Here is a 13,412-nt window from a genome sequence, read left to right as displayed (position 1 = left end):
TGGCCTTCGTCATCAGTCTTTGCGGACGGCGAGGTTGAGGGCGGCGACGGTCAGCTGGGTGAGGTCAGGAAGTTGGTCCTCGCCGAGCGTGACACCGCGCAGGTTGTCCAGCGACGTCTTGAGACCGTGGAGGCGGCTGCCCCGCAGATCGGTCCCGTCGAGGTGACAGGAGTCCAGTTCCAGACCGGCGAGGTCACACGACCGCAACACCAGGCGAGGTAGTCGGCAGGAAGACCACGCGCCGTTCGTGAGAGTGCAGTCGGTGAACGCGACCGAGCCGGCGGCGGCGACGCGCTGGAGGCTGGCGTAGTCGAAGCGGCAGCCGTCGAACAGGACGTCCTTGAGGCGTACGTCAGTGAGTCTCGCGCCGGTGAACCGGGAGCCGGTGATCGCGCAGCGTTCGACGGTGATGCCGGTCAGGGTCGCTCCGGAGAAGTCGGTGCGGGTGATCTCGCAGCCGTAGAGGCTGCCGGCTTCCCAGGTGCTCTCGCTCAGGTCCGCGCCAGCGATCAGGCTGCTGCGGATACTGGCGTCCTCGAGGTGCGAGCCGCGCCACGCCGCGCCGTTGACGAGTGCCTCGGTGAGGCCGTCGGCGAGGTCCGTGGTGGTGTCGAGGTCGTCCGGATCGAGGTCCGGCAGCAGGATCTTCAGGTCGCCGATCGTGGTGGTGCGCATGTGTCCTCAACCTGTGTGGGCGCGGGGTGGGCACGCCACCCCGCGCGTCCCGTCGCGGAGGGCTACTTCTTCTTGTTCCAGTTGTCCCAGCCGGGTCGGCTGTCGAACTTACCCTTGTTGTCCCAGGTGGGGCGGTTGTCGAACTTCGCCGCGTCGATCGACGCTACCGACCGCTGCGGGTCGACGCCGAGGCGGGCGAGGTGCTCGGGTGCGGCGTTGATGAGGACTGCAAGGGCCTTGGTCATGGTGCTTCTCCTTGCGGGGTGAGGTGGTCCGCGGCGGCGCGGACGAGGGCCTGTCGGGTGGTTCGGCAGTAGGTCGTTTCTCGGGCGGTGAACGTCGCGTGCTCGAAGTAGCGGTTGCCGGCCTGCGCGCCCCGGCAGAAGTCGTAGAAGGCGCAGTGGTCGGCGCAGTCGTTGAGGGCCGTAAGGAACTCGGCGACGTAGTCCAGGTCGCCGGCGCCGGCAAGCATGGCGGTGATCGGCTGTTGGAGGACGTTGCCGGCAATGAAATCGCCGTATCGCGGCTCGGTGATGCCGAGCAGCTCCGGTGACAGCAGCACCACCTGCCCATCCCAGGAGACGGTCGGGATCGGCTCGTAGGGCGCGTGATCGACGTGGCCGGAGCGGGTGGCGGCAATATAGTCGGCCAGGCGGTCCACGTCGCGGATCCGCAGCGTGCTGCCGCCGACGCGCCGTGCGATGAGCTGCTGCCAGAACCGGTACGCGTCATCCTCCGCGACCGGTGCGCGGTCGGCGCCCTCCTGCTCTTCGATGTTGAAACCCACAGACTCGCAGCCCGGCAGGCCGGTGAAGAAGTCGACGAGTGCGTCCGCGTGTTCGATGGTTTCCGGGGTGACCACACAGATCACCGAGTACCTCAGCCCCGTGCCGGCCAGCATGTGCATGCCGCGCAGGGTGCGGGCGTCCGTCGGGTTGCCGGCCCGGTCGAGGCGGTTGCGGTTCAACGCGCCCGGTCCGTCGATGCTGACCCCGACCTCGAACCCGTAGGTGGTGAACAGCTCGCACCACTGGCGGTTGATCAGCGTCGCGTTCGTCTGGATCTCGTGACACACCAGCCCCGCGCGCCGCAGCTCCTCGAACGGGGCCAGCAGATCCCGGAACAGCCCGATGGGTGTGGCGGTGGGTTCGCCCCCGTGCCACACGACACTCACCGGATGACCGCTGTTCTGCTGGGCGATCGACTCGGCGCAAGCCTGCGCGACCGCGCCGCTCATCAGACGCAGGGATCTCCGGTCGGGCAGGTAGCAGTAGGTGCAGTCTAGGTTGCAGAAGCTCGTCGGCTGCACGACCAGGGTGTGGAAGCTGCCAGCGACCGCCGGCTGGCCGGTGGAGTCGATGAGTCCGATACCGTTCACGAGGTGGCCTCCTCGATGCTGACGGCCGTGGTGGTACTGACGCGGTAGGCGTGGGTGTGGCGGGCGGGCCAGCCGAGGAACCGGTCGAACATGTCGGCGGCGCTGCCCGTGACGCTCGGGTTCAGCCGGTGCAGGTCATCTATCGCGTCGTGCAGGCAGCCGGCCAGGTAGAGGAACAGGCTCACCGGCACTTCTCGGTACTCGGCCAGAAGCGCGAGCTTCGCCGCGCCGCAGGGCCACGGCTGACCGCACCGGCGACACCGCCACAGCGGGCGCATCGGCAGATGTTCCACCTCGGCTGGCGCGAGCCGGTTCGCCGCGAGACGGCGCTGTGGCCCGGTCACCGGCGACCGCCCTCGCGGGCTTGCTGCTCGAACAGCCGACGCCACACGAAGGTGAGAAGCGGCAGATCAGCCGGCCACACCCGTCCCGGCGAGGCCGTCCACCTCGGCTCGGGAAGCCGGGACTGGCCGGCCATGGCGTTACGCGAGACGTACACCGTCATGCCGCCACCCCCACCAGGGACGATGAGCGGCGGGCTCGCCGGGGGATCGGCGAGCCCGCCGCCGCACCACGGCGGCTGGGAGCGGACCGCCGATCACCCACCCACGCAGCCCTCATGGCGGTACGCAGGCGGGGAAAGCCTCGAGACAGTTCGCTCCCGGACGGGCCGAGCCAGCGGCCCAGACCGTGGTGTGGAGCGCCGCTCATCGATCCCTCCATCTGCAGCTCCTGTCAGTCATCCCGACACCGGCATCGACACGTGCCGTTGATCCGAGGTGAACTGAACGTAGGGGCGACCCCTTCGGAGGACCGGGAAAATCCGTACCGGGTCCAGCAGCCTTCAGCGGGCAGGGTGATGGTGTGCGAGGGATGACGGACGACATGACGATCGGCCAGCGCGTCGCCTTCTACCGGCGTCGGCGAGGGCTCTCCCAGGAGGTGCTGGCCGGTCTGGTCGGCAAGACGCAGGAGTGGTTACGCAAGGTCGAAACGAACCGGGCCGACCTGGACCGGCTGTCGGTCATACGCGCGATCGCCAAGGCCCTCGACGTGTCCCTCGGCGACCTGATCGGTGCACCGAGCCTGTTCGAGTGGTCGGACGACTCGGGACGCGAAACTATCCCCGCCCTGCGGGCCGCTCTCCACGACTATCGTCACCTCGCGCCAACGCTGGCCCGCACGGGCGATGTCGAGGCCCTCACCCTACGCGAGATCGAGATCGATGTCGCCGAGATCTGGACCGCCTACCAGCACTCCCGTTATGGCACCCTCGCCCGCCGGCTGCCCTACCTCATCCACGACTGCCTCACCGCCACCGAGGCGTACGACGGAGACGACGGCCGGCGCGCACATGCGATGACCGCCTACGCCCACCAACTCGCCGCGTTGTTCCTCACCAAGCTCGGCGAAGGTGACCTCGCGTGGACCGCCGCCAGCCGAGGGCTGGCCGCCGCGAACGCCAGCCACGATCACGTCGTCATCGGCTCACTCAGCCGCTCCGCCGCGCACTCGCTGGCGTCCATCGGTGAATATGCCCAAGCCCGGGGCCTCGCCGCCACGGCGGCGCAGTTCCTGGGACCACGGCTCGCCAAGCCGACTCCGCAACTGCTGTCGGTCTACGGCAGCCTGCACCTGGTCTGCGCGCTGGCCGCCGCCCGGGACGACGACCGCGCCTCCGCCGACACCCACATCGCCGAAGCCGATGCCGCCGCACGGCGACTCGGTGCCGATGGCAACCACGTGTGGACCGCATTCGGCCCGACCAACGTGTCGATCCACAAGACGACCGTGGCAATGGAACTCGGCGACGTGCAACGCGCCATCGCCATCGGCGCCCCACTCGACACCAGCACCGTGCCCGTCGAGCGGCAGGTTCGGCATGCCATCGAGACCGCCCGAGCCCTTGCCCGGTGGAACCGCATCGACGACGCGCTCGCGGCGCTTCTGGACGCCGAGGTCATCGGCCCCGACCAGGTGCGCTACCACTCGCTCTCCCGCGATCTCGTCCGGGACATCCTCACCCGCCCCCGGCCACCTCGACTGGCCGTCGAACTCAGCGACCGGATGGGCGTTCGGTCGGGAGGGCCGCGCTGGTAGCTGGGCTCAGATCAGCCGGCTCGTGTAGCCAGCGGCCACCAGGCGCTGGAAGGCCTCCCGTACCTCGTCCGGCATCTCCTGCGGGATCGCGAACCCGCGCTCGGCGTACACCTCGATCCGCTGTGTGTCGCCGACCAGCATGTCCACCACCCGCCGCGGGTCGCCGATGCTACTCACGTAGTCGTCCAGTTCGAGTGGATTCGACGCGCACACCACATCAACCTCCGGCCACATAAGCCTGCAGGTGGCGTAGGCCCGACGCTGCTGGTAGGGCCGCGACATGATCAGCACCGACCGCACCGGGATCTGGCGTTCGGCCAGGAGCGCACGGGAGAATTCGAGGTTCTCGGCGGTGTTCGTGGCACGCGGCTCCACGAGGACCGCTTCCGGGGGCACACCCTGCTCAACGGCGTACTCGCGGTAGTGCACCGCCTCTCCACGCGGGAAACGTTCGACAGTGGTCGGGGCGTTCGCGCCGGTGAACACGATCCTTGGGAACAGGCCCTCGTGAAACAAGCGCGTCGCGATGACAGCCACTCCGAGGTCATGGCTGCCCAACCCGATCCCCACGTCGCACGGGCGCAACTTGTGACGCATGTCGTGGTAGCGCCACAACGTCTCCACGTCAGCCCGGACCTCCTCCGGGAGCACGTGAGTCGGCACCGCCGCCTGCTGGTCCATCAGCGCCCGCCAGGTAGGGCCGTCACCAGAGTCTGCTCCACGCCCCGTTCCCTCATGGCGTCAGCGTAGGCCAGGCTCCGGTCGGTCCGAATCAGCTCTAGCTTCTCCGCCCACCGAGGGATATTCAGACAGAGCCGACGCCATCAGCGCCATCGGCAGCCGCCTCAGGTAGGTCGATCAACCGATGACGCGTGTCGCCCATCCTCGGGGTGCGCCACACCTGCTCGTGGGGCCAGTGCTGGTGCAGAAGGTCGACCGTCGTGACCGCCACCGGCGCCCGCAACGGCCGGCTCATCAGATCCGCCAGCAGGTTGGCCTCCCGGGCCGCGTCGCGGGCGATGACCAGCACCGCACAGACCGGCACGACGGGGTCGGTGCGCCGGTAACCGGCCAGGACCCCGCCGAGGCCTGCGGTGGACTGCTCGCGCTCGGCGATGGCATCACCGACCGGACCTGGATCGACGTGCGCCAAGTACCGCACGCACCGGCCGTCTTCGAGCCACACTCCATACCCGTCAGCACGTAGATGCGCCATATCCCGCTCCCGCAACCACACCGACGTGTCCAACGTCGCCGACCACTGGAACAACCCGCACCGGCCTGGATCCTGCCGAGACACCGCCAGCAACGCCAGGAACAATAGGTAATGCACAGCACCCCACTGTCGCTGACCCAAGTGCAGCGGCACCAACCGCCCGGAGACTGCGAGGTCGCGGGCGAGCAGCTCGGTGCCCTGCTTGGTGATCCGGTACCCCACGCGTGCGCCCGGTCCTCCGCCGACCGCTCCCGGCCCACCAGCCCCGCAGCGTGCGGCCACGTCAGGTTCCGGTGCGCGGTTAACCGAGGCACCCCCAGCACCACCGCGACGTCATCCGTCGTAGCCACACCGTGCAACGCCAGGAGCGACAGGATTGGCCACCGCCGAGGCGTCACCTGCACACCCTCGGCCGCCCACCGATGATCCCCTACCCATCAACGGCCGGCCATCCCGATCGAAGCCGGTGGCTCCACGATGGAGCTTCCACACCCTCAAAACGGGGTTTGTGAGACGTTTTCCATGATCACTGTTCATGGATTCATCTGAAAAGCTGATGATGGAAGCCGCAGAACCGGCATTCCGCCTTCAGGCAAAACCGGGCCGTCTCCGACGCCAAAGGACCGATGACCACGGCCAGCCGGGGACCTCGCTGGCCCGGACCCCGCCGCGTCCCCACCGACGCCACGCCTTTAAGCCTCTTCCGCGGATCTCTCGATAGATGCACAGCTTTGATCATTCAAACAATCTAGGAGAAACCGCCGATACTGCCGAGCATCCTGCGTGCGCAGCAGACGTGAGACGTGCGAGGGATACCAGCGTTCACCGCCACCCGGGGTTGGCGCCCCTTTCTCATTCAATTGCTCTGCGATATCGACTTGGCGGACGCCCAGCAGGGACTTCTCGACCACTGCCCGAAGCACGTCGTCCTTACAGCGCCTGGGGCGTCCGAGCCGTATGCCGATGGAACGGGCCTCGGCGAGGCCTTCTATGGTTCGTGCAGAGCGCAGGCCACTGCTGCCCACGTTATCGGCCTGATCGTCGAGCATGTCATCAAGGATTTCCAGCGCCCAGCCGAACTCGATGGCGTGACGTCTGAGCCCTCCTGCGATGAAGTTGGTTGGGCCGAGCCGGTCCCACCGCGTGACGAACAGTGCTTGAGCGGCGCCCATCTCCAATCGTCTCAAGGCTTCCGGTAGTCACACGGGGCGTTCGGCCGCCTCATCGCGGATCGTCCACACGAGTTCGTACGGCACGGGAAGCTGGCGGGCGACGACTGCCCGGCGGATCGCTGCCGCCTGCGCGCTCAAGACCGCAGCGGACTCCTCCGGCAAAGAGCGTACGTAAGCAAGAACCGGCACCGTTCGGCGCATCGGACCACGGTACGCGCTCCCCCGCGTTGACGTCACGGTGCACCACCCGCACGTCGGAACAGGCTGACCAGCAACGCAAGTACTCGGAAGGCATCGTTGCGTCGCTGCCGCTGCGGGTGCAGCACAGCCACCGCGGCTGCCAAGGCGGCCAGCGCCAGGAAGACACCCAAGGCGATAGCTAGCAGGGAGCCACCCGGCAGGTCCCCCAAGATCATATTGCCCTCCCTCTCGTCGTGAAAGAAGAGAGGGAGACCGACGTGGACGACCGAATACAGATTCGCCGGGCGATGGTCCGTTCCCACTAAACGATCGCATCTTCCTTGTGCCCAAGAGCAAACAGAACCGACATAACTGGCCTACAGGGTCCTGCAGCCACGCTCCCGCCGACCGCCGACGGCTCGACGTAGCCGCATCGTCTCGGCCACGCTGGCCCGGTCCACCGGCTCCCGAGCAGTCGCCGAGCAACCGCCCGGCAACCACGTACACGAAAAAGGCCCCGACCCGGTGTGAACCACCTGGTCAGGGCCTTGATCGTTGGTGCGCCGCCAGGGACTCGAACCCCGAACCCGCGGATTAAGAGTCCGCTGCTCTGCCAGTTGAGCTAGCGGCGCTCGCTGACAACGGGACGAGACGTTAGCACGCCCGCACACCACCCCGGAAACGCAGGGTCGGCCTCACCGCAGCGCCAGCGTGACCTGCCCTGTCGCGGCCCCGGACGGGTCCACCACCAGGGTGTACGCCCCGGAGGCCGGCAACACGGTTGGCCCGATTTCGCCGGCCCCGTTGATCACGCAGCCCGTGCCGACGGTGCTGCCGTCGGGCGCGTGCAGGGCCAGCACGCCGCACTGGTCCGGCAGGTCGGAGGCGGTCGCGCTCACCGTCACGGACGCGCTGGCCGTGACGGTGAACCGGTAGCCGGTGATCGCGCCGGGCCGGTCCACGACGGCGACGACAGGCGGTCCGCCGACCGAGATCGTCGCCTCCCGGTCCCGGCTGGCGATCAGCCGCAGCGTGGTCGTGCCGGTGCCGCGTTCGGTCGGGTCGACCACCACGGTGTACGTCCCGTCGGCGGGCAGCAGCGTGCCGTCGATCTCGCCGGCGCCGTTGATCACGCAACCGCTGCTCAGCAGCCGTCCCTCGGCGTCCCGCAGCTCCAACGGCGAGCACTGGTCGGTGAGCGTGCTCGTCGGCACCTCCACGTAGACGCGCTCCCCCGCGCGCCCGGTGAACCGGTAACGCGCCCACGCGCCGGGTTGCGCGACGGTGGCGGTGACCGCCGGGCCGTTCGGCTGCACCGTGCCGTCGCTGTCCCGGGCCGAGTACACCCGCACGGCGGCGCGGCCGGTGTCGCCGGGTGCGGCGACGACCCGCAGCGCGTACGTGCCGGTGGCGGTGAGGTCGACGCGGTCGACGTACCCGGCGCCCTTGATGTTGCATCCGCTGGCGATCTCCCGTCCGCCCGGCTCGGTGAGCACGTACGGCGAGCAGCGGTCGCCGATTCCCGGCGCGGTGGCGTCGACGAAGACGGCGTCCCCGGCGCGGGCGGCGAACGTCAGCGGCTCTCCGCCGGGGGTGAGCGTGGCGGTGGCGACGGGTACGGCGGTGATCGGGGTGGCGGCCGGCGGGGCGACCCGTTCGGTGGTGGCGCCGGCCACGGCGAACTCGGGTCGGCCGCTGACCGCGACGTCGAAGACGCATTCGGCGAGCTGGGCGGGCGCGGTCACGCCGGCCCAGCGGCAGACCTGTTCGGCCGCCGCGCGCCGGGCCGGGTCGAGGTCGCCGACGGTGACCTCCCGTTCCGGGAACGCGCGGTCGGTGAAGGTGCCGGTGTCCTGCCCGTCGTCGTAGTGCAGCAGCGAGCGTTCCGGGGTGATCCGCCAGCTGTCCGCGTACGCGGGATAGAGCTTCCCGAACGGCACCGGCTGGGCCAGCGCCGCCCCGGAGGCGGGCGCGATGTCGTCGTCCGGGTCGCCGTCGAAGTCGCCGAGCAGTCCGCGTACCTTCCCGGCCCTGGTTTCGGCGAGCCGGACCAGCACGCGGTAGCCGTACCGGCCGATCTGGTCCACCGCCGCCGCGGACCCGTCCGGCCACGTCACGTCGTACCCGTCGGTGGGGCCGGTGTCCGACGGACGGCGGGTGAGGATGCCGCCGCCGACCAGGTCGGTGCGGTCCGGCAGCGCGGCCGGTGACGCGCCGTCGACGTGCACCCGGGTGCCGCCGTCGGTGAGGGTGAGCGCTATGCGGTGCGCGCCGATCCGGAACGCGACAGCCGAGTTGACCGAGGCGGTACGCGTGCCGGCCATCGGGGCCTGCCGGACCTGCACCTCCAGCGGGTCGCCGCCGGTGGACGCGACCAGCGTGAACTCGCCGACGGCCTGGAAGTCGTAGGCGACCCGGTCGAACGTGACCAGGTGCGGGTCGCCGTTGCTGCCGCCGCAATCAGCGCCGTCCTCGCAGAGCTTCACCGGGCCTTTCGGCGGCGGTGTCTTCTTGGCCGGTTTCTTGCACTCGTCGAGGTTCTTCGGCAGCGGCTTCCCGTCGTACTCGGTGCGCGGCGGCAGCCCTTTCGCCGCCCGGTAGCGGTTCTCCGCGAGCGTCGCCTTCACCTCGGCGGTACGGATGCCGGTGCCGCCGCACTCGCCCTGCGGCACCGCGTTCCGGGAGATGTCGTCGGCGTGGTTCAGCTCGTGGTAGAGCGCGGCGCACGGGTCGCGGGCCACCCCGTCGCCGTACGGGTCGGTGGAGGTCGGGTTCCACGTGACGGTCGAGGAGCCCTTGCCGTCGGCGCTGTCCGGCGTCTCGAACGCGCCCGATCCACCTGTGGTCGGGATGATCCGCACGCGGGGACTCTTCTTGTCGCGCAGCCGGGGCAGCAGGCCGGACGGGTCGCCGCCGGGTAACGCGAACCCGGCCAGGCAGCCGTCGACAGCCGCCTGGAAGTCGACGCCGCTGACCGGCACCCCGGCGGTCGGGTCGACGCCGTAGTCGGCCCGCGCCGGCCGGGCACCACCGCCGACGTACGCGCCGACGGCCACCAGCAGCACCAGGGCCACGGCGGCGGCTGTCGGCCGGCGTCGTCGGCATACCAGCAGCAGCACGACCAGCGCGACGACGAGCAGCGCGAGTGCTCCCCCGCCGACGAGCCAGAGCCAGCGCCGGCCGGTCCCGCCGTCGTCGGACACGGTGAACGTGGCGGTCCGCAGCGCTGTCGCGCCCGCACACGGGTTCGTCGCGCCGGTCACCGGCAGCGTCACGTAGCCGGCGGTCACCTCGTACCGGCCGGGTGCGCCGACCGGCCAGAGCGTGTCCAGCCCACCGCCGTCCGGGGTGGCGGCCACCGAGCGGAGCACGACCTCGCCGTCGCGCAGCCGTACCCCGGTCGACGCCACGACGGCGGTCGCTCCCGGCTCCACTGTGGTGAGCCCGGCGGTGGCGGCGGCGCCGATCCCGTCCTCGAAGAAGCTGCGGGCCAGCGTCGGCTCGACGTCGCGCCCGTCCCGGCGTACCCCCGTGACCTGCACGGTGCCGACGGGCCCGGTGGCGAGCGCGCACGCCGACCCGGTCGTGTTCGTGACGGTGAGGTCGAGGCGGACCTGGTCCCCGGCCTGGTAGTCGGCCTGGCCGGGCCGCAGGGCCAGGCCGAGGCCGCCGTCGGCGGGCGCCGCGGCGCCGCTCGCCGACCCGGTCGCCAGAGCGGTCGCGAGTACGCCGAGCGCCGCCGCCAGCCGCAGGGTCCACCTCATGGTGCGGACTGTAGAAGCGGGTGGGCCGGTTTCCGCGCGGTCTGTCGGGGACCGGTCGGAGCCGTATCCTGCTGGTGATGAATGTCTTCGGCACGGTCGCCGACCTTTACGAGCGCGCCCGGCCGGGATATCCGCCGGAGATCGCCGGGTCGATACTCGCCTACCACGGCGGCGCACCGGCGTCGGTGGCCGAGGTCGGCGCGGGCACCGGGAAGGGCACCGAGGTGCTGGCCCGCCTCGGTGCGCCCCTGACCTGCGTGGAGCCCGACGCGCGAATGGCGGCCCGGCTGGCCGAGCGGTTCCCGGAAGCGCGCATCGAGGCAACGACGTTCGAGCGGTGGTCGCCGCCCGCCGGTGGGGTGGACGTGCTCGCCTGCGCGATGGTCTGGCACTGGCTGGACCCGGCCACCCGCAACGCCCTTGCCCGCCGCGCCCTGGCGCCCGGCGGCACCCTCGCCGTCTTCGGGCACCGCTACGACTACGCCGACGCCGCCCAGCAGGCCGCCGTCCGGGCCGCACTGCGATCCGTCGACCCCACCGTCCGGGAGCGGCCCGTCGACTGGTTCCACCGGGACGTCCTCGACAGCGGACAGTTCGACGACGTACGCCGCGAGGTGTTCCGGCGGGAACTGCCGCTGGACAAGGAGCGGTACCTGGCGCTGATGCGCACGTTCGGGCCGTACCTGTCCCGCACCCCGGACCAGCAACGACGCGGGATCGCCGCGCTGGACCGGCTGGTCGACGACTTCGGCGGCACCGTCGTGCTCGACCTGCGGACCACGCTGGTGCTGGGCCGGGCCGATGCTCGGTGACCGGTGGGGTGTCTCCGACGACGAGACACGTCGCCGGTACCCGTGCGACCACTTCGTCCCCGCGCCCACGTTGCGGGCGTGGCGCGGGGTGAGCGTGGACGCGCCACCTTCCGCCGTGTGGCGGTGGGTCGCCCAGATCCGGCTCGCGCCGTACTCGTACGACTGGATCGACAACCTCGGCCGCCGTTCACCGCAACGGTTGGTGAACCTTCCCGAGCCGGTGGTGGGCGAGGCGTTCACGACTGCCGGCGGGCGGCGGCGGGGCCGGATCCTCGCGGTCGAGCCGGGGCACCACCTCACCGGCGAGATCATGGGCGCGGTGCTGTCGTACGTCCTGGTGCCCGACGCCGGGAACACCACCCGCCTGCTGCTCAAGGTGGTGATGCGGACGAACCCGGTGATCGCCCTCGGTGGCTGCCTCGGCGACCTGGTGATGGCCCGCCGGCAGTTGCTGAACCTCAAGCGGCTCGCCGAGTCCGGCGATGGGTCGGCTCGCTGACCGTCGTGGCTAGACCCCCGGATACGTTCACGACCGGCAGAGGTTCTCGACCTACGCTACGCCGATGGCCGGGCTGGTCAGTGGCTCTCCTTACCCTGATGACGGCCATCGGCCCGTTGCTGTGGTGGATCGGCGTGGGCACCGCATCTGCACCCTGCTCAGCAGCTGCCAGCAACCGGTGCGCGCAACTCCGCACTTCGTTCTCGCCCGGTTCGCGCTATCGAAACTCCCCCAGCTGGTTCATCAACGTCATCCGGAGAGCTGGTGAAGAGTTCAACTCCGGTTGACGAGATTGCGTACGACGAGTCGCCGTCGAAATCAACCGTGAGACCGCCCTGAGCTAGCTCCTCAAGCACGGCCGCGAGAGGCCTTCCCGTTAATTGAGTTCCACCAAGTGACACGGCTGTTTCGCCTCCGATCTCTATGAAGGCGAGGCGGTCCAGCTCGTCGTAGGACAGCATGACCATTCCATCTTCATAGATGTCGGTCACCCCCGTGCCCGGCACTCGCTCGAAGGCCTTGTAGCTTCCGAGCCGCTCGCGGTGACTGGAACGGCTCTCCCCGAACCGGGCACGATCAAGGCCGACCCCAGGCAGGACTTCCAACACGCTTGCCCCCAGAATGATCGCAGCCTAGAAGCGTGAAAAGGAGTTGGACAGCTGAATACCCATGGCCATCCCGTTATCAGCTCATGCACCCGCGCCAGATGATCACGGACTGCTCCGGATCGTCGTTCGCCGACACCACACCCGACGGAACAGCCCGTCGTAGTCCGGGCCGCCCTTGCCATCGATCAACGCGAACTGCACCGCCGGACTCGCCGCGAGCTGACAGAACCGGGCGTTCAGCAGTGAGGTCTTGCCGAAGCCGGCCAGCCCCGCGACCACCACCCCGACACGCCCCAGGAACGAATGGTGACCGGCTGGCCATCAGCGTCAACACCCGCTGACCATGTCCGCGCGTGGTCGGCGGTCGTGGTCAGCCCGTCCGGGGCGTCGGTTGGGTGAGCGGGTCGACCAGCAGCGCCCGCAGCCGGACCAAGCCGGGACGGACTTGTTCTACCCGTACCTGGGGCACGCGCCATGCGCCGGTGAGATGCCCGGCGGCGTTCTGGAACTCGGCCAGGCCGAGCCGGTCGACCGTCGAGGCGTCGACCACGCCGAGACCCCGCCGGCAAGCCAGGTCGGCCAGCCGAACCATCTACCTACTCTTATCGATATATCGGCATGTGTTGCGAGTATCTGACAGCAGCCGTGACAGCAACCGCCATGAACTACAGCGCACGTCCACGCACGGCGTGACAACACGACTACCGCGGCGCCCGATCGGGCGCCGCGGTAGTCGTGTTGTCAACCGAGGGGCGTCAACTCGTAGCTGTCCATGAGTAGCCTGACCACACGAGTCAGATTCTCAATCGAGTTCGCCTCGCGCAAGTTCTCAAATGTGCCCTCTCCAACGTCGATCAGCGATACCAATCCTCTGTTCTCGCTACTGCTTGCAAAGAAGATGTGGCATCGGTATGACTGGGGCTCGGTGATTAGTCCGCCGTTACGAAAGAGCGGACACAGAATCGCAGTCGATCCCGCCGCAACCTCGCTCCGAAGTGCGTCGTGTGA

14 protein-coding genes, 1 tRNA gene and 1 pseudogene are annotated in these 13,412 nt (G+C 69.5%); 3 read left to right on the top strand and 13 right to left on the bottom strand.

Features of this window, described 5'->3' with window-relative positions; genetic code table 11:
- Nucleotides 1–12: 12 nt before the first annotated feature.
- From MICAU_RS06120 to amcA (MICAU_RS32630), 5 genes are all read right to left on the bottom strand, one after another.
- Nucleotides 13–675: a pentapeptide repeat-containing protein gene (locus MICAU_RS06120; protein ID WP_013284421.1), complete on the bottom strand. Its 663-nt coding sequence runs from the start codon at nucleotides 673–675 to the stop codon at nucleotides 13–15.
- Between the two features lie 62 nt (nucleotides 676–737).
- Entirely contained in the window at nucleotides 738–920 is a 183-nt protein-coding gene (amcA, locus tag MICAU_RS06115; RefSeq protein ID WP_013284420.1) for a multiple cyclophane-containing RiPP AmcA, read from the bottom strand.
- The gene (gene amcB, locus MICAU_RS06110; protein ID WP_013284419.1) at nucleotides 917–2,053 is read right to left on the bottom strand and encodes a cyclophane-forming radical SAM peptide maturase AmcB; all 1,137 of its coding nucleotides are present in this window, start codon (nucleotides 2,051–2,053) and stop codon (nucleotides 917–919) included. Before amcB ends, amcA (MICAU_RS06115) begins: the two co-directional genes overlap by 4 nt.
- Nucleotides 2,050–2,397 carry a hypothetical protein gene (locus MICAU_RS06105; RefSeq protein WP_013284418.1) on the bottom strand — a complete coding sequence of 116 codons (348 nt, stop codon included), beginning with the start codon at nucleotides 2,395–2,397 and terminating at the stop codon, nucleotides 2,050–2,052. Before MICAU_RS06105 ends, amcB begins: the two co-directional genes overlap by 4 nt.
- Entirely contained in the window at nucleotides 2,394–2,558 is a 165-nt protein-coding gene (gene amcA, locus MICAU_RS32630) for a multiple cyclophane-containing RiPP AmcA (protein WP_013284417.1), read from the bottom strand. The genes MICAU_RS06105 and amcA (MICAU_RS32630) overlap by 4 nt, the downstream gene beginning before the upstream one ends.
- Before the next feature lie 368 nt (nucleotides 2,559–2,926).
- On the opposite strand from amcA (MICAU_RS32630), the gene MICAU_RS06100 reads away from it, so the two are divergent.
- On the top strand, nucleotides 2,927–4,153 hold the full coding sequence (locus MICAU_RS06100) for a helix-turn-helix domain-containing protein (RefSeq protein ID WP_174361699.1): 1,227 nt from the start codon (nucleotides 2,927–2,929) through the stop codon (nucleotides 4,151–4,153).
- 6 nt (nucleotides 4,154–4,159) lie between these two features.
- Here MICAU_RS06100 and MICAU_RS06095 read toward each other — a convergent pair whose 3' ends face one another.
- From MICAU_RS06095 to MICAU_RS33380, 6 genes are all read right to left on the bottom strand, one after another.
- Entirely contained in the window at nucleotides 4,160–4,834 is a 675-nt protein-coding gene (locus MICAU_RS06095; RefSeq protein WP_013284415.1) for a YdcF family protein, read from the bottom strand.
- A gap of 124 nt (nucleotides 4,835–4,958) precedes the next feature.
- On the bottom strand, nucleotides 4,959–5,591 hold the full coding sequence (locus MICAU_RS06090; protein WP_013284414.1) for a hypothetical protein: 633 nt from the start codon (nucleotides 5,589–5,591) through the stop codon (nucleotides 4,959–4,961).
- A gap of 470 nt (nucleotides 5,592–6,061) precedes the next feature.
- Nucleotides 6,062–6,541 carry a recombinase family protein gene (locus MICAU_RS31705; protein WP_083791304.1) on the bottom strand — a complete coding sequence of 160 codons (480 nt, stop codon included), beginning with the start codon at nucleotides 6,539–6,541 and terminating at the stop codon, nucleotides 6,062–6,064.
- Between the two features lie 27 nt (nucleotides 6,542–6,568).
- Complete coding sequence (locus tag MICAU_RS32365) at nucleotides 6,569–6,742, bottom strand: hypothetical protein (protein WP_157547398.1); 174 nt, start codon at nucleotides 6,740–6,742, stop codon at nucleotides 6,569–6,571.
- A 535-nt stretch (nucleotides 6,743–7,277) separates the two neighbouring features.
- Nucleotides 7,278–7,353 (bottom strand) — tRNA-Lys (locus MICAU_RS06075).
- A gap of 63 nt (nucleotides 7,354–7,416) precedes the next feature.
- Complete coding sequence (locus tag MICAU_RS33380; RefSeq protein WP_013284412.1) at nucleotides 7,417–10,485, bottom strand: VWD domain-containing protein; 3,069 nt, start codon at nucleotides 10,483–10,485, stop codon at nucleotides 7,417–7,419.
- 77 nt (nucleotides 10,486–10,562) lie between these two features.
- On the opposite strand from MICAU_RS33380, the gene MICAU_RS31440 reads away from it, so the two are divergent.
- The gene (locus MICAU_RS31440; protein ID WP_013284411.1) at nucleotides 10,563–11,297 is read left to right on the top strand and encodes a class I SAM-dependent methyltransferase; all 735 of its coding nucleotides are present in this window, start codon (nucleotides 10,563–10,565) and stop codon (nucleotides 11,295–11,297) included.
- A complete protein-coding gene (locus MICAU_RS06060) occupies nucleotides 11,287–11,796 on the top strand; it encodes an SRPBCC family protein (RefSeq protein ID WP_013284410.1) in 510 nt (169 codons plus the stop codon). The genes MICAU_RS31440 and MICAU_RS06060 overlap by 11 nt, the downstream gene beginning before the upstream one ends.
- A 158-nt stretch (nucleotides 11,797–11,954) precedes the next feature.
- On the opposite strand, the gene MICAU_RS32360 is transcribed toward MICAU_RS06060, so the two are convergent.
- Both MICAU_RS32360 and MICAU_RS06055 read right to left on the bottom strand, forming a co-directional pair.
- Nucleotides 11,955–12,404 carry a hypothetical protein gene (locus MICAU_RS32360; RefSeq protein ID WP_167545735.1) on the bottom strand — a complete coding sequence of 150 codons (450 nt, stop codon included), beginning with the start codon at nucleotides 12,402–12,404 and terminating at the stop codon, nucleotides 11,955–11,957.
- A 74-nt stretch (nucleotides 12,405–12,478) separates the two neighbouring features.
- Nucleotides 12,479–12,951, bottom strand: a pseudogene (locus MICAU_RS06055) (FtsK/SpoIIIE domain-containing protein); the annotation flags it as partial.
- Between the last annotated feature and the right edge of the window lie 461 nt (nucleotides 12,952–13,412).

It is taken from the genome of Micromonospora aurantiaca ATCC 27029 (genome assembly GCF_000145235.1).
In the GTDB taxonomy this organism is placed as follows: Bacteria; Actinomycetota; Actinomycetes; order Mycobacteriales; family Micromonosporaceae; genus Micromonospora; species Micromonospora aurantiaca.
This window is presented reverse-complemented; position numbering and strand designations above follow the sequence as displayed.